Origin of the sequence: Acinetobacter sp. NIPH1876, from assembly GCF_022808535.1 — a bacterium.
Taxonomy (GTDB): domain Bacteria; phylum Pseudomonadota; class Gammaproteobacteria; order Pseudomonadales; family Moraxellaceae; genus Acinetobacter; species Acinetobacter higginsii.
This window is the reverse complement of the sequence record NZ_JALGBR010000001.1, coordinates 378,580-394,858: the sequence shown is the minus strand read 5'-3', so window position 1 is coordinate 394,858 and position 16,279 is coordinate 378,580. Positions and strand designations below refer to the sequence as shown.

Here is a 16,279-nt window from a genome sequence, read left to right as displayed (position 1 = left end):
GAGATGGGAATGACAGTTCATATTATTACGATAGATGGTCCAAGCGGTTCGGGCAAAGGCACATTGGCTGCTAAAATTGCAGCACATTATCATTTTAATTTATTAGATTCTGGTGCTTTATATCGTTTACTTGGACTGTCATTGTTTCAGCGAGGCTTGCTGGATCAAATTGATGCGAACTTAGATCAATGCGTTGAGTATGCGACGCATTTGGATATTGAATTTAAAACGACTGAAGCAGCGACACTTGTTTTTTTGGAGGGTGTAGATGTCACTAACACTATTCGAACGGAACAAGTGGGTGAGTATGCCTCTAAAGTTGCAACTGTACCTGAATTAAGAAAGGCATTATTCTCGCGCCAACGTGCATTTATTCAAGCACCAGGATTGGTTGCAGATGGTCGTGACATGGCAACTTCTATTTTTCCAGAAGCCCAAGCGAAAATTTATTTAACCGCTTCGGCTGAGTCTCGGGCGGAGCGACGCGTAAAACAGTTGCAGGGCATGGGCCTTGATGCTAAAATAAGCGACATTTTATCTAACATACAAGCTAGAGATAAGCGAGATATGGAGCGCACAGTTGCTCCGCTCAAACCAGCTGATGATGCGTATATCATTGATAGTTCTACAATAGGCATCGATGAAGTGTTTCAGTTAATGGTTGACTATATCAATAGCTGTATAAAATAGATACACAATTTTTTATCAGTTGAAGCATTGCTTGATCAGATTTTTTGGACAATGTAACAACTTAACTAAACCGGCCTTGTCTGATCCAAGACCGCGGACTTTATCAGGTATATCATGACCGAATCTTTTGCAGCCCTCTTTGAAGAAAGTGAATTAAACCTCAACGTTGAAAAGGGTGCAGTCATCCAAGGTACTGTTGTTAGTATCGATTCTGACTGGGTTACTGTTGACACTGGCCTTAAATCTGAAGGCGTAGTTGACCGTGCTGAATTTTTAAATGAACAACGTGAACTTGAAGTTCAAGTTGGCGATACTGTTGACGTAGTTGTTGAAGCGCTTGACAACGGTATGGGTCAAACAGTTTTATCACGTGAAAAAGCGAAACGTGCTGAAACTTGGACTAAACTTGAGAAAATCTTTGAAGACGGCGAAATCGTTACTGGTGTTATCTCTGGTAAGGTTAAAGGCGGTTTCACTGTTGACATCGGTCCTGTACGTGCATTCTTACCAGGTTCTTTAGTTGACACTCGTCCTATCCGTGACACGACTCACCTTGAAGGTAAAGAGTTAGAGTTCAAAGTAATCAAACTTGATGCTAAACGTAACAACGTTGTTGTATCTCGTCGTGCAGTTATGGAAGCTGAATCTTCAGCTGACCGTGAAGCATTACTTGCTCAACTTGAAGAAGGTCAAACAGTTACAGGTACAATCAAGAACCTTACTGATTACGGCGCGTTCGTTGATCTTGGCGGTATTGATGGTCTTCTACATATCACAGATATGGCTTGGAAGCGTATCAAGCACCCTTCAGAAGTTGTTGAAGTTGGTCAAGAAGTTACTGTTAAAGTACTTAAATTTGACCGCGAGCGTAACCGCGTATCTTTAGGCCTTAAGCAATTAGGCGAAGATCCATGGTTAGCGATCATGAGCCGTTACCCTAAAGGTTCTATCGTTAAAGCACGTGTAACTAACTTAACTGACTACGGTTGCTTCGCTGAAATCGCTGAAGGCGTTGAAGGCTTAGTACACGTTTCAGAAATGGACCACACAAACAAAAACATCCACCCATCTAAAGTTGTTCAGATTGGTGACGAAGTTGATGTTATGGTTCTTGAAGTTGACGAAGAACGTCGTCGTATTTCATTGGGTATCAAACAAACTCGTGCTAACCCATGGGAAGAGTTTGCTAAAGCAAATGAAAAAGGCGAAAAAGTTTCTGGTACGATCAAGTCAATCACTGACTTCGGTATCTTCATCGGTTTATCTGGTGGTATCGACGGTTTAGTACATTTATCTGACATTTCTTGGAACGAACAAGGCGAAGAAGCTATCCGTCGTTACAAGAAAGGTGACACAGTTGAAGCAGTTATCTTATCTGTAGATGCTGAAGGTAACCGTATCAGCCTTGGTATCAAGCAATTAAACAGCGATCCATTCAATGATTTCTTAGCTGCTAACGAGCGCGGTGCTTTAGTTAAAGGTACTGTAACTGCTGTTGATGCTAAAGGTGCTACAGTTAAATTAGCTGATGACATCGAAGCAACGCTTAAAGCTTCTGAAATCAACCGTGACCGCGTTGAAGATGCAACTAAGTTCTTAGAAGTTGGCCAAGAAGTTGAAGCGAAGATCATCAACGTTGATCGTAAATCTCGCTCTATCAACTTGTCTATCAAAGCGAAAGACGAAGCTGAAGAGAAAGAAGCTGTGAACAATGCTCGCCAAGCTGCTGCGACTCAAACTGCAGAAAGCAATGGTCCTAAGACTATTGGTGACTTAATTAAAGCTCAAATGAAGTAATTTGTTAAAAAGTACGTTTCTTGTAACTGAGACGTACTTTTTTATACAAAAATACTGCAAACGGTAGCGTAGTAATCATGTACTGCGCTACCGTTTTGTATTTAAACAGGTTATTATTAAAAACATTGAAAAGTAGCAATAATTAAAGAGGTCATCAATGACTACTGAAGCACTTAATAAATCTGATTTAATTGAACGGATTGCACTTAAAAACCCACACTTGGCTGAGCCTTTGGTAGAAGATGCAGTTAAGATTATGATTGATCAAATGATTGAAGCGCTTTCAAGCGGCGATCGTATTGAAATCCGTGGTTTTGGTAGTTTTGCATTGCATCACCGTGAGCCACGTTTAGGTCGTAATCCTAAAACAGGTCGATCTGTAGATGTTGCAGCGAAAGCGGTCCCACACTTTAAACCTGGTAAAGCACTTCGTGATGCAGTAAACGAATCTGCTGAATAAGAATTGAGGTGTTTATGCGTTATGTATTAATTGCATTACTCGTTGCCATTTTTGGTTATTCACTCGCTTTGGTTCTTCAGAACCCAGCTGAGTTACAAGTGGATTTATTATTTACTCAAGTCCCAGCCATGCGTTTAGGTCTTCTCCTTTTATTGACGCTTGCATTGGGTATTGTGGTGGGTTTATTACTAGGCGTTCAAGTTTTCCGAGTCTTCCAGACCAGTTGGGAAATTAAACGGCTTCGTAAAGATATCGACTATCTTCGAAAAGAGCAGATCCAACTTGCACAACAAGCTGCCGCAGAAGCTGCTGCAAGTGTACGACATGAAAAAACAGTGTTGGATATTAATCCTGAAAGTCAAACGCGTACGCCACTGTAATTAAAAATATTTTGAGGGTTGTAAAGTCTGAAGATTTTAGAACCCTATTAAATGGCCCTTTATTGGATTTAAAGGGCCATTTTTTATGGAAAACCTAAATATCTTAAAGTGGCAGTAATCAGCATGGCCGCAAGAATAACCACGATCAGTGAACATTTCTTCCAAGCAAAGATAAGAGCTACGGCAACGCCCACGATCTTACTGATTCCACTAAAATGAGCCTCAGAAAAAAGTGTATTGAATACGGCCAAGGTAAACAGTAGTACACAAGCAGAGTCTGCCAGTAGTTGTTTATGATGTTCTTTAAAGGTCATGCGATTGGCTAGATAAAAACCTGAGTAGCGAATTAAATAGGTACCAAGGGCAAGCACAACAATTCCAACAAAGATATAACTTTCACTATATTTCATTTTGACTTACCTTTTAACAGTAGACCTAACATGGAAACGAGCACTGGTAAGCCTGTTGGTAGTAAGGGAATTGATGCTACGGATAATGTGCTACCTAAAAATACACGGTGTCGTGTAGTTTTATTCTTTAGCATAGGTAAGATTAATGCGAAAAGAATGGCAGGAAATGCAGCATCTATACCAAATACATAAATATCAGGAATATTTTTACTGAGTATATAGCCAATAAAAACACCAATTGGCCAGAGAATAGCAATCCCTAATCCGCACATCCAATAGGCTTTTTGTTTGGCTTGATCTTCTTGTTGGCTTAGTCCAAACATGACGCTTTCATCATTCATGATATGGCAGGCAATAAACCGATAAGCATTCTTTTCAATAAATGTTGCAACGGATAAACCAAATGGCAGATGGCGTAGGTTGATCAATATACCGGTCAATGCCGCAAAAATAGGATTGGTGCCAGTTGCAATCATACCAATGAATGTAAATTCTGCAGCGCCTGCGAGGACTGTGAGTGATAACAGCAAAGGAATCCACATCGGTACATCGAAGCTTGCAGCAACTGAGCCCAAGGAAATGCCCACAATTCCTGTTGCAACTGAAATCAATACGATGGCTTTGATTAGATTAAATTGTTCTTTATCTTGCATCATTGGTTTCTATATCAAACGAACGTACGATATAATAGATTAATTTTATGCCGTTCGTCAAAACGAACGTTCGTTTTTTATGGTGTTATATGAGTTTGCCAATTGAAATTGTCGCCAAAGGCTTACAACGAGAAAGACAGAAGTCTGGATTATCTTTAGCAGAAGTGGCTCGCCGAGCAGGGATTGCGAAATCGACCCTGTCTCAATTGGAAGCAGCTCAAGGTAATCCAAGTCTAGAAACTTTATGGGCCTTATGTGTTGCTTTAGATATTCCATTTGCGAAATTGATGGAATCAAATATTGCGCAAACTCAAGTGATTCGTTTTGGTGAGGGGCCGTCAGTCAGTTCTGAAATCGCGCATTATCAAGCAATCTTATTGGCCAATTGCCCAACAGGCGCTAGACGGGATGTATATATATTAACGACACAACCCGGTGAGCCACGTTGCAGTCAGCCACACCCGATTGGGAGTGTTGAGCATATTATTATTATGAAAGGACGAGCAAAAGTGGGGTTGGTTGCGGAACCTATTTTGTTGAATGAAGGGGATTATATTTGTTATCCCGCAGATCAAGCGCATATCTTTGAAGCTCTGGAAGTGGATACTAGAGCGATCTTGATATCGGAGCAAAGATAAAGATCATTTCATCATTTTAAAAAAGCTTTTTTGTATTATGATGACTTTCTTGCTTTGTTCATTCTACTAATCACTTTATAATTAGCCGATTTTTATGTGATGGAACTAGATTCGTGAGTATTATTGTTGCCTTAGACGCAAAAAGCCAATATGACGCCTTAACAATTGTAGATCAGCTTGATCCGTCACTTTGTCGTGTCAAAGTAGGCAAAGAGCTTTTTACTCATGAAGGCCCATCAATCGTAAAAAATTTACAAGATAAAGGCTTTGAAGTTTTTCTTGATTTAAAATTTCACGATATTCCGAACACGACTGCTCAAGCGGTGTGTGCTGCCGCGGATCTTGGTGTGTGGATGGTGAATGTGCATGCATCGGGTGGCCGTAAAATGATGGAAACCTGTGTAGAGCGCCTTAAAGCGGGTAATTATTCAACTCAATTGATCGCAGTCACAGTTTTGACTTCAATGGGCCGTGAAGACTTACGTGATCTAGGTTTGGATATAGAACCTGTCGAGCATGTAAAGCGTTTAGCAAAACTTACTCAAGACAGCGGATTAGATGGTGTCGTGTGTTCAGCACAAGAAGCCAAGATCCTTCGTGAACTATTAGGACAAGAGTTTGCATTGGTCACACCAGGGATTCGTCCTGAGGGTTCAAATGCAGATGACCAAAAACGTATCGTAACGCCAAAGCAAGCAATGCAAGACGGATCAACGCATTTAGTCATTGGCCGCCCAATTACCAAGGCTGAGAATCCAACTGAGATGTTGAAATCAATCTTGGCTTCAATCTAATAAAGTACGATGTTAAAACTTCATACTTAGAAATAAGCTGATTAAGAGTGGTGCGAGAAGTGACAAGATCAATCCACTCATCATGGCATGTGGGACATAATGTGTGCCACATGATTGTTTGACCATGGCAAGTGTGACATCCATTGACGTTGCACCTGCACTGGAAATCGCAGAGCGTGGAAAACGCCAGCCAAGACAATACATCAATAAAATGGCAAAAATTTCTCTAAACAAGTCCGTTAATAAAGCAATTCCACCCAGTTTGGCTGAGTGTATTTCAGTGAATAAAATCCCTGACATGGAATACCAGCCATAGCCTTGGGCTAAGGCCATGACTTCGTTAAGACTATATTCATTGGATAAGATGAAATAATTTAACAGGGATGCCAAGCATGAACCAACAAATGCAGCCACGGGAACCAGCAAAATTTTCCAACTCAACCAACTACGATCAAATTGGGTGAAGGCCAGTTCGATCCCGATCAAAAAAATAAAGATCAGTAATAAATACCAACTATTAAAGCTGATCGTTAAACCTGAACTATTGACCATGACGCCGAATAGAATACCAACCCCCAAAGCCAAAAATGCTTTGGCGATATTCTTGAGTGCATTGAGAAATAGGTGTAAGGAAATCTTTCCTTGTACACTTTGGCGATCAATCAGTTTGTAGGTGATCAAGCAAATAAAAAATGAACCAATCGAGGTGGTAAATGCAATCAGTAATGCTGGCGGTAGAATAGCAGTAGGATTTTGAACGTGATTTAAGGCTTGAGTCAGTTCAAATGCCACGCTAATCAGTAAAATATAAGAAAAATAGGGCAGTATTTTAAATACGAATTGTTTAATTGTCTGTGATAAATGTGGCCCGACAAAATAGCCTAAGCTAATGCAAACAAAAATCTGGAAGATTAAAACAAGAGAGGTCATACAATCAGAGCGTTTATAGTGCTGATTTATTATGCAGGGAAATCTGATACTTGAATAGATTTATATATCATTTGATATAGAAAGTTTTGAAGATAAACGGATATCAATAAACTTGGGGGATACTGAGTAGATGATTATGTTGCCATTCAGGTAGATGGCATATAAATACAATCTCTTATTCAGCTATGAATATCCTGTTGGCTGAAATATAATTTTAGCAGTAATAAAGGTGGATGATTTGTGACAGCAGCTAAGATTCAAAAAGTGGCATTAGAACGGTTTGCAAAACAGGGCTTTGCAGCAACATCGCTAAACGAGATTGCGACTGATGTCGGGATAAAAAAACCTTCAATTTATGCACATTTTAAGAATAAGGACGAATTGTATCTCAGTCTGATTCCAATCATGATTGATGAAGAATTGGGACATGCCAAGGTTGTATTGCAAGGCGGAGAAAAAATCCAGCAGCAATTACTGCATTACTTTGAAAGTATCGAACAGCGTTTTGATGCATCATATGGTGTTCAATTTTGGATGAATGCATTAATTAGTCCGCCTGTGCACTTATATGATCAGGTAATTGAACCGATGCATGTCTTTATGGCGGAACTGGAAAATGTATTTTTACAAGCCATTCAACACTCTATTTTAATAGAAAATAAGCATCAACTGGATAGTGTCGCTCTGGCTCGTGTATGCATGAGCTTTGTCGATGCCTTACAAAGCGAATTGATCTATGGTGGGCGAGAGAAGTTTCACCTCAGATTGGATGCGATCTTAAAAGCATTAAATATTCTGATCAGCGCCTAAGTTCAGACACTGATCAAGTGTAATTTCTTTATTCTGTTTCTACTCTAGCAAATGATTCGCGCTGTTCTAGCGCAGCATAAAGACATAAGCCCAGAGCGATAGCACCACAAATAAACAAGCTGCTTGGAAGTAAGCTGACATTGATTTCTATTAAGCTCACAACAAAACCGATCAGTGCCGCGAAAGCATACTGTAGTAAGCCCATTAATGAGGACGCTGCACCCGTTAAATGCTGTGGACTTTGCTGCATGGTTAGTGCTGTTAAATTGCCAAAAATGAATCCAGTCGACCAGATGCTTAATCCTAAAAGTGCAATGTATTGCCATAAATTTAAGTCATAAAAATATAGGCTGAGCATCAAAATAAAACTAGAACCGCTGAATAAGCACATACCGATGACAAGCAATTGTTGAGCCGACCAACGTTTGAGTAACAGGATTGAGGTTTGTCCTAGGGTAATTAAGCCAATCGCATTCGCAGCAAATAAGGTACTAAAACTTTCGTTGTGAATATGGTAGTGCTGAATAAAAATAAAAGGCGATTGGCTGAGGTAAACAAAGAAAGCACCTAAGATAAACCCACCAGCAATCGTATAACTGATAAAGCTTTTATTCAGACAAAGCGTTTGATAGCTATTTTTGATCGCAGTGAATTGCAATGCTTGTCGATATTGAGGTTTCAATGTCTCTGGAATGGCTTGATTTCCCCATAGCCACAGGACCGAACCAAGCACTGCCAATGTATAGAAAATCAAATGCCAAGAGCCGATGCGTAAGATCACACTACCCAACAAGGGGGCAAGAATTGGTACAATCATCATGACTTGCATCAAAATAGAAAAATTCTTGGCACTGGTTTTGGCATCGCACACATCAGAAATAATTGCTCTTGGAACCACGAGACCTGCTGATGCACCTATTGCTTGTAAGAAACGTGCAGCCAGTAACCACTCAATCGTTGGTGCAACGGCTGCCAGTATTGATCCTAAGATAAAAACAGCGATTCCGATTAGTAAGGGATTACGTCGACCAAAGCGATCAAGCAATGGACCATAGATACCTTGACCAATGGCGAGTCCAATCAGAAATACCGACAGGGTGAGTTGTATATGACCTGGCGTAGTCGCAAAACTTTCTGCAAGCAGTGGAAATGCTGGCAAATAAATATCTATTGCCAATGCATCCAAGGCGGTAAAAAGGGAGAGCAATAGTAACAAAGACCAACTGATCTTTGAGATGGGAGGAGCAGCGTTCATGTTTTGTGTACTCTTTCGAGGGAAACAATATTTATTTTAACTACCTAACGGTAGGTAGTTAAAATATTAACATGAATATTTAGGTCTTGCATAGAGAAGAACAGGGGGGGTTAAATCAGATTCATAAAGCGTTGCAATAAAAAAAACACCTTTAAGCTTTTAAAGGTGTTCTTGATATTTGGAAGAATTCATCTATTTCTGCTTAAGCAGCATGGTTTTTTGAATTAACCGCTGTGCTGATAAAATTATAATCAGCAACATTCACTTTACGCGTCTCTAGCCAATATCTCCATGTATATGTTGGCCATAAAGAAAAGTTCTTACCATCTGCCGCTTGATACCAACTGCTACAGCCACCTGCTTGCCAAACTGTACCTTTGAGATGATCTTGAACACGTTGATTGAACCGGTCTTGAACTTCGTGCTTGATCTCAACCGCTTGTGTACCTGTTTTATCAACGGTTTGGATCAATTGTAGAATATAGTTGACCTGAGACTCGATCATGAAAATCACAGAATTATGTCCAAGAATCGTATTTGGTCCAAGTAACTGGAACAAATTCGGGAAGTTCTTGGTACTCACGCCATAATAACTTTCCGCACCATCTTTCCATGCTTGTTTAAGTTCTATGCCATTACGACCAACACAATTGAAATGTTTTAAGTAAATGCGTGGATCAGTAATAAAGCCAGTACCATAAATCAAGCAATCAATTTGACGTTCTTTACCATCTTTGGTGATGATACCGTTCTCTGTAATTTCCTGGATGGCATCTGTCACTAATTCAACATTTTTACGGTTGAAGGTTGGGAAGTACTTATTTGAAATAAGAATACGTTTACAGCCCATAACAAAATCTGGTGTCAATTTTTTCGCAAGCGCTTTATCTTTCACTTGATAGCGAATAAAGGCTTCAGCAAGTTTTTGACCATATTTCATAATCTGTGGTTGTACGATTGGTACAACACGTGATTCATTGGTCCAATAGAGACGGGTACGGTGAATCTGGCGATAAATATTCGACGCCTTAAATAAGCGCTTACTTAGCTGAGAATATTTACGCTCATCACGTGGAATGACCCAAGCTGCGGTGCGCTGGAACACATAAAGCTGTTTTACTTCTACTGCGATTTCAGGAATATATTGAATCGCGCTACCACCAGTACCGATTGAAACAACTGCTTTGCCGCTTAGATCGTAATTGTGATCCCATTGCGAAGAATGGAACACTTTACCTTTAAATTTCTCAATGCCTTTGATATGGGGAATTTGTGGCACGTGTAAGGGACCAGACGCAAAGATGACAAATTGAGCCTCAAGAATTGTCTGGTCTTTAAAATCTAGCGTCCACACATTGCGGTTTTCGTCAAATTCAGCATTGGTTACTTCGTGATTGAATTTGCAATAATCTCGAAGTCGGTATTGTTCAGTAATATTTTGAATATAATCAAAAATTTCATCTGCCTCAGCATAGCGTTTTGACCAGTCTGTTTTAGGTGCAAATGAAAGGGAATACATATGTGATTGAACGTCACACGCTGCGCCAGGATATTGGTTTTCTCGCCATGTACCGCCAACATCGTTGGTTTTTTCTAAAATTACAAAATCATTGATTTGACTTTGTAATAGTCGAATAGCCATCGCTAAGCCACCAAAGCCCGCACCAATAATTGCAACTTTTGTTTTTTGAATCGCATTTTTGGTTACATCACGCATAGTCTACGTCCTACACAGCTAAATTTTGTGCAAGTTTAACGGTTTTGACGAGATTAAATATGATTGTATAGACGTAAAACTTGATCATTTCGGCAATTCATTTGCACAACGTTTTATAGTAAAACATTAAAGTTTTGAGAACTGCATTCGGACTTATGAAGAGATCTATCCTCGGATTGATGTATTTGATTCAGGGCATGCGTCATGTCGGGATCGACGTGGATGCACGTTTAGCCAATATGGGAATACAGGCCGATGCTTTAGATCCTAGTTCAATTATTCCAGATGAGATTGAATGGGATATTTTGCAGCATATTAGTCAGGATATTTCACCTGAACAAGGTTTATTTATCGGACAGCATTATGCCTTAGCGGGTTATGGGCCTTTCCTGATGCTATTGGTTACTAGTGATACCTTGCATAAGGCACTATTAAATGGGGTTCAGTATCAGCAACTGACTCATCTTTTTGGTTCATTGCAGTTAAAGATAGAAGATGACTTGATCTATTTACTGTATCGACCGATTGATTTAAGTATGCATTTAGGTCAATTGAGAGCGCAATGCGAAATCTCGGGCACTTATAAGTTTTTACAAGATATCTTTAAGATGATGGGACTTGAAGTCCCTCAAATTCAAATTGAACTGCCATTTCATCGGCCTAAAGACTTAACACTGCTTGCAGCATATCAAGATTATTATGGGCAAGATGTCAAATTTGGATGTGCGCAAGCTGCTTTTATTTTAGAAAATACACAAATTTTAAACACAAAAATTCCGTCTGCCGATATTTTGACGTATCGTATTTATGAAGAAAAATGCCTACAGGATATTCAACATTTAGAAAAAACTGCCAGTCTCAAATTGACGGTGGTTGAGTATGTTGAGGATTATCTAGAAATGCAAAATGGGGTGATTCCAAGTATGGCGGAAACGGCGTGTGCATTGGATATTCCTGAGCGTACTTTGCGGCATCAATTGCAGCAAATGCAGACCAGCTATAAAGAAATTCGTGAAAGATTAATCAAACAGAAGGCAATAAAGTTTATTGAAAATAGTTCATATTCAATCGAACAGGTGGCCGAAATGTTGGGTTATTCTGAGCCTGCAGCATTTAATCATGCCTTTAAAAGATGGTTTGGATTGAGTCCTCGTCAATATAATCGAAATCATTAAATGATTAAAAATGGTACATTATGATGTTTAAACTCTATGATAATTAAGCCTAAAATCTAATGTCATTGAACGGAATGTTCGATATAATTTTCACCAATTAAAATTGCAATAACACCTTATGTCAAATTCTAAACCAGACTCACATAGCACTGCATTTATCCCAACATCACCTGCCGAGCGTTATGCTCAAGCAATTGAGTCAGGACAATTCATGCCAGATGAAGCACAAGCTCAGGCTGTGCAAGAGTTAGATCGAGTATGGAAAGAGTTACACACTCGCTATAAGGCTTCAAAGAAAGCATTTCGACGTTTCCGTCGTCAGACTTATCCTAAAGGCGTTTATATGTGGGGTGGTGTAGGTCGTGGAAAAACGTGGCTAATGGATCAGTTCTATGAATCTGTACCATTTCGCCGTAAAACACGTATGCATTTCCATCATTTTATGCAACATGTACATAAAGAGTTGAATAAACTTTCTGGCCAACGTAACCCTTTAGATTTGGTCGCTGATCAAATTTATAAGAATGCCGTTGTCATTTGTTTTGACGAATTTTTCGTATCGAATGTAACCGATGCTATGATCTTAAGTGATCTGTTCCAGAAGCTGTTTGAGCGTGGAATAACATTGGTTGCAACGTCAAACATTGCACCAGATGGTCTATACAAAAATGGAATTCATCGTGATCGTTTTATACCGACGATTGAGCTGGTGAAGAAGAACTGTAGTGTTCTGAATGTTGACGCTGGGGTGGATTATCGTTTGCGTGTATTGAAGCAGGCGCAATTGTTCAAATATCCATTAACCGATGATGCTCAAGCGTGGTTATCTGGTCGTTTTAAAGCTTTGACCCAGACACAGGCGCAATCTAATTCTCCAATCATGATTAATAATCGTGTGGTAGAGACTTTAGGTCATACAGAAGATGTATTGTGGTGTGAATTTTCAGAGTTATGCTTTAAACCACGTAGCCCAGCCGACTTTATTGAAATCGCGAATATCTACAATACCGTGCTGGTCAGCAATGTTCCGCATTTGACCGATTTCCTGTCAGAAGGAACACGCCGCTTTATTTACTTGGTCGATGAATTCTATGACCGTGGCGTAAAACTAATTCTTACCTCAGAAGATTCGATTATCGATCTGTATGAAGGTGAGAAACTGGCATTTGAAATTGAACGGACGCGTTCACGTTTATTGGAAATGCAATCGGATGATTATCTACATTCGGAGCACCGACAAATTCAGGTCGCACAGACTTCATAAATGAAAAGGCATTCTTCGGAATGCCTTTTTTTATAAACTTACATGGATAAGGCTTTATTCTTGGTCAAATTTTGCTATAACTAGATGAGTTTGAAAAAGGGAGTGTGTCGCATAAAGATAGTAAAAAACTCATTATTTGATATTTTGATAAGTATAAAAATTTGTGTTTGTCAATACTTCTAATGGGGAAAATGCTTACTATTTAGGAATGTGATATTACTATTCAGGCTAGTATAAATCAGTATACTAGAATTCTTGTTATAAAAAGTTAGCACCATCAGGAAAGACAATGACTGCACGTATTCAAAAAGGCAAGCTAGCGATTGCTAAAGAACTTTACGATTTCATCGAAAATGAAGCTTTACCAGGCACTGGTTTAGATAGTGAAACTTACTGGAAAAACTTCGAGCAAGTCGTTGTAGACCTTAGCCCAAAGAACAAAGCATTATTGGCTAAGCGTGATGATCTTCAAGCAAAGATTGATGAATGGCACCGCAATAATAAATTTGAATTAAATGCTTATAAAGCATTCTTAACTGAAATTGGCTACTTGGTTCCAGAAGTTGCTGACTTTCAAGTAACAACTGAAAATGTGGATGAAGAAATTGCTTTATTGGCAGGTCCACAATTGGTTGTACCTGTACGTAATGCACGTTATAGCTTGAATGCTGCTAATGCACGTTGGGGTTCTTTATATGACGCGCTGTATGGCACGGACGTAATTTCTGAAGAAGGCGGTGCAGAGAAAGGCAAAGGCTATAATTCAGTTCGTGGCGATAAAGTTATTGCTTTCGCAAAAGATTTCTTAAACCAAACTTTCCCATTGGCTCAAGGTTCGCATGCAGATGCAACTCAATATGCAGTGGTGAATAATGGTTTAGCTGTAACCTTAAAAGATGGTTCAACCACTTCTTTGGCACATGAATCACAATTTGTTGGTTTCAATGGCGAAGCTGCAAGCCCAACTGAGATTGTTTTATTAAATAATGGTTTGCATGTGATTATCGAAATCGATGCCAACAGCCCAGTAGGTAAGACAGATGCTGCTGGTGTGAAAGATTTAACACTTGAAGCTGCGGTTACAACCATTCAGGATTTGGAAGATTCTGTTGCTGCGGTTGATGCTGAAGAGAAGGTTGAAGGCTATCGTAACTGGTTAGGCCTAATGAAAGGTGACTTACAAGAGTCAATCGAGAAAAATGGTAAGACCATTACTCGTACCCTCAACAAAGACCGTACTGTTCAGAACCTAATTGGTGGCACGACTAAATTACATGGTCGTTCATTAATGTTGCTTCGTAACGTAGGCCACCTTATGACAAACCCTGCCATCCTTGTTGATGGTCAAGAAGTGTTTGAAGGCATCATGGATGCTCTAGTGACTCCATTACTGACAGTTGCGGATATTCGTGGTCAAAACGAAAACCAAAACTCTCGTAAAGGTTCAATGTATATCGTTAAGCCAAAAATGCATGGTCCAGAAGAAGTTGCATTTGCGGTTGAATTATTTGAGCGTGCTGAACAAGCAATTGGTTTGCCTGCAAAATCACTCAAAATCGGTATCATGGATGAAGAGCGTCGTACCTCTGTAAACTTGAAGAACTGTATTGCTGCTGCGAAAGATCGCACCATCTTCATCAACACAGGCTTTATGGATCGTACAGGTGATGAAATCCATACATCTATGGAAGCTGCACCAGTTGTTCGTAAAGAAGCAGTTAAAACACAAAAATGGATTGCTGCTTACGAAAACCGTAACGTGGCAATTGGTTTAGCATGTGGTTTACAAGGTAAAGCGCAAATTGGTAAAGGCATGTGGCCAAAACCAGACAGCATGAAAGACATGTTGGCGACGAAGACTGCACATCCAAATGCAGGTGCATCTTGTGCATGGGTTCCATCTCCAACGGGTGCGGTACTTCATGCATTGCATTATCATCAGATTAATGTAAAAGCACGTCAAGATGAGTTGGCTGCTGAAAACATGTTGTCATTAGATGACTTGTTAACACCACCGTTTGCACCTGAAACTAATTGGACTGCGGAAGAGTTAAACAACGAACTTGAAAATAACTGTCAAGGTATCTTGGGTTATGTGGTTCGTTGGGTAGACCTTGGTGTTGGTTGTTCTAAAGTACCAGACATCAATAACGTTGGTTTGATGGAAGACCGTGCTACTTTACGCATTTCATCTCAACACGTTGCAAACTGGTTACGTCACGGTATCGTAACGCGTGCACAAGTTGAAGAAGTGCTTAAGCGTATGGCTGTGATTGTTGATCAGCAAAATGCCAACGATCCACTTTATACGCCAATGGCACCAAACTTTGATGGTATTGCTTTCCAAGCCGCTTCTGATTTGATCTTTAAGGGCGCAGAGCAACCATCTGGTTATACAGAGCCATTGTTGCATGCTGCACGTTTAAAATTAAAAGGTTATACAGGTGATTAAGTTCATCTAAAATAAAAAAGCCTCTTCGGAGGCTTTTTTATTTGGTATGCAGGGTATGAACTTTAACTGTAAAAATATAGGCTCAATTTAAGTGCGCCAATTCATCTAGAACAGGATAAAACATCATCTTGATGAAATTTTTGTTATAATTCTCGAAGTTTGATCATTTAGCCGAATCATAACGATGTCACAAATTTTAAAATTAGATGCTTTAAAACAAGCGCAAGTTTCTACTTCGCCGTATCCTTACTTTGTCGTAGAAAATTCGATCATAGACAGCGAAGTGAAAGCTGTTATTCAGGATTTTCCAAAGATTGAACAGGGTGGTAGCTACAACATTGAAGATGTTGAAATTAAACCTAATTTTGATCGTTTCTTAAAATCATTAGATACCAAAGAATTCCGTCAGATTTTGACTGAAAAATTTGATGTGGATGTGATGGAACATCCGATGATGATCACCTTACGTGGTTATTCACGCCAAAAAGATGGTCGCATTCATTCTGACTCGAAAACCAAACTTCTGACTATTCTTATTTATCTAAATGAGTCTTGGGATGCACCTACAGGTCGTCTACGTATCTTGAATGATGAAAAGAACATGGATGACTACGTCGAAGAAATTGATGCGGGTCCCGGTACATTGGTTGCATTTAAAGTGACTGATAATGGTTGGCATGGTTATGTACCTTTTGAAGGACAGCGTCAGTCAATTCAAATTAACTTTTTAACCAGCGATAAAGCCAATGCCAAGCACCGCTTTATCCACGGTTTAAGTGCAAAAATGAAAAAGTTATTTGGCTAATTTATGCGATTAGAAAGAGGAGGCTTGATACCTCCTTTTTTTAACTTTG

General features: G+C 39.5%; 16 protein-coding genes. 11 read left to right on the top strand and 5 right to left on the bottom strand.

All coding sequences use genetic code 11. The features are described from left to right. Positions 1-9 precede the first annotated feature (9 nt). From cmk to MN869_RS01910, 4 genes are all read left to right on the top strand, one after another. Positions 10-690 carry a (d)CMP kinase gene (gene cmk, locus MN869_RS01925; protein ID WP_033132916.1) on the top strand — a complete coding sequence of 227 codons (681 nt, stop codon included), beginning with the start codon at positions 10-12 and terminating at the stop codon, positions 688-690. A 114-nt stretch (positions 691-804) separates the two neighbouring features. After that, entirely contained in the window at positions 805-2,487 is a 1,683-nt protein-coding gene (rpsA, locus tag MN869_RS01920) for a 30S ribosomal protein S1 (RefSeq protein WP_004806660.1), read from the top strand. 157 nt (positions 2,488-2,644) lie between these two features. After that, positions 2,645-2,947 (top strand): integration host factor subunit beta, encoded by a 303-nt coding sequence (locus MN869_RS01915; RefSeq protein ID WP_004806663.1) that lies wholly within the window; start codon positions 2,645-2,647, stop codon positions 2,945-2,947. 14 nt (positions 2,948-2,961) lie between these two features. Then, positions 2,962-3,327: a lipopolysaccharide assembly protein LapA domain-containing protein gene (locus MN869_RS01910; RefSeq protein ID WP_016163885.1), complete on the top strand. Its 366-nt coding sequence runs from the start codon at positions 2,962-2,964 to the stop codon at positions 3,325-3,327. A gap of 83 nt (positions 3,328-3,410) precedes the next feature. Here the strand turns inward: MN869_RS01910 and MN869_RS01905 are convergent, their stop codons facing one another. Together MN869_RS01905 and MN869_RS01900 are read right to left on the bottom strand one after the other, a co-directional pair. Beyond that, positions 3,411-3,737: an AzlD domain-containing protein gene (locus MN869_RS01905; protein WP_241345082.1), complete on the bottom strand. Its 327-nt coding sequence runs from the start codon at positions 3,735-3,737 to the stop codon at positions 3,411-3,413. Then, positions 3,734-4,390 (bottom strand): AzlC family ABC transporter permease, encoded by a 657-nt coding sequence (locus MN869_RS01900; protein WP_017401926.1) that lies wholly within the window; start codon positions 4,388-4,390, stop codon positions 3,734-3,736. Before MN869_RS01900 ends, MN869_RS01905 begins: the two co-directional genes overlap by 4 nt. A gap of 89 nt (positions 4,391-4,479) precedes the next feature. Between MN869_RS01900 and MN869_RS01895 the strand changes: the two genes are divergently transcribed. Beyond that, positions 4,480-5,028: an XRE family transcriptional regulator gene (locus MN869_RS01895; RefSeq protein WP_005188020.1), complete on the top strand. Its 549-nt coding sequence runs from the start codon at positions 4,480-4,482 to the stop codon at positions 5,026-5,028. Between the two features lie 113 nt (positions 5,029-5,141). Beyond that, positions 5,142-5,822 (top strand): orotidine-5'-phosphate decarboxylase, encoded by a 681-nt coding sequence (gene pyrF / locus MN869_RS01890; RefSeq protein WP_004806673.1) that lies wholly within the window; start codon positions 5,142-5,144, stop codon positions 5,820-5,822. A gap of 12 nt (positions 5,823-5,834) precedes the next feature. On the opposite strand, the gene MN869_RS01885 is transcribed toward pyrF, so the two are convergent. Further along, entirely contained in the window at positions 5,835-6,752 is a 918-nt protein-coding gene (locus tag MN869_RS01885) for a lysine exporter LysO family protein (protein WP_033132914.1), read from the bottom strand. Positions 6,753-6,992: 240 nt separating this feature from the next. Here MN869_RS01885 and MN869_RS01880 point away from each other — a divergent pair, with 240 nt between their 5' ends. Further along, a complete protein-coding gene (locus tag MN869_RS01880) occupies positions 6,993-7,562 on the top strand; it encodes a TetR/AcrR family transcriptional regulator (RefSeq protein ID WP_004806677.1) in 570 nt (189 codons plus the stop codon). A gap of 28 nt (positions 7,563-7,590) precedes the next feature. On the opposite strand, the gene MN869_RS01875 is transcribed toward MN869_RS01880, so the two are convergent. After that, positions 7,591-8,817 (bottom strand): multidrug effflux MFS transporter, encoded by a 1,227-nt coding sequence (locus MN869_RS01875; protein ID WP_033132913.1) that lies wholly within the window; start codon positions 8,815-8,817, stop codon positions 7,591-7,593. A 202-nt stretch (positions 8,818-9,019) separates the two neighbouring features. Further along, positions 9,020-10,534: an NAD(P)/FAD-dependent oxidoreductase gene (locus MN869_RS01870; RefSeq protein ID WP_033132912.1), complete on the bottom strand. Its 1,515-nt coding sequence runs from the start codon at positions 10,532-10,534 to the stop codon at positions 9,020-9,022. A gap of 155 nt (positions 10,535-10,689) precedes the next feature. Here MN869_RS01870 and MN869_RS01865 point away from each other — a divergent pair, with 155 nt between their 5' ends. The 4 genes from MN869_RS01865 (at position 10,690) to MN869_RS01850 (ending at position 16,230) form a co-directional block, all read left to right on the top strand. Beyond that, positions 10,690-11,709, top strand: coding sequence for an AraC family transcriptional regulator (locus MN869_RS01865; RefSeq protein WP_004806683.1), 1,020 nt, complete (start codon positions 10,690-10,692; stop codon positions 11,707-11,709). Positions 11,710-11,827: 118 nt separating this feature from the next. Further along, a complete protein-coding gene (gene zapE / locus MN869_RS01860) occupies positions 11,828-12,973 on the top strand; it encodes a cell division protein ZapE (RefSeq protein ID WP_005313475.1) in 1,146 nt (381 codons plus the stop codon). A 289-nt stretch (positions 12,974-13,262) separates the two neighbouring features. Next, positions 13,263-15,425 carry a malate synthase G gene (locus MN869_RS01855; protein ID WP_033132911.1) on the top strand — a complete coding sequence of 721 codons (2,163 nt, stop codon included), beginning with the start codon at positions 13,263-13,265 and terminating at the stop codon, positions 15,423-15,425. 184 nt (positions 15,426-15,609) lie between these two features. Then, the gene (locus MN869_RS01850; RefSeq protein ID WP_005313478.1) at positions 15,610-16,230 is read left to right on the top strand and encodes a 2OG-Fe(II) oxygenase; all 621 of its coding nucleotides are present in this window, start codon (positions 15,610-15,612) and stop codon (positions 16,228-16,230) included. Positions 16,231-16,279 lie beyond the last annotated feature (49 nt).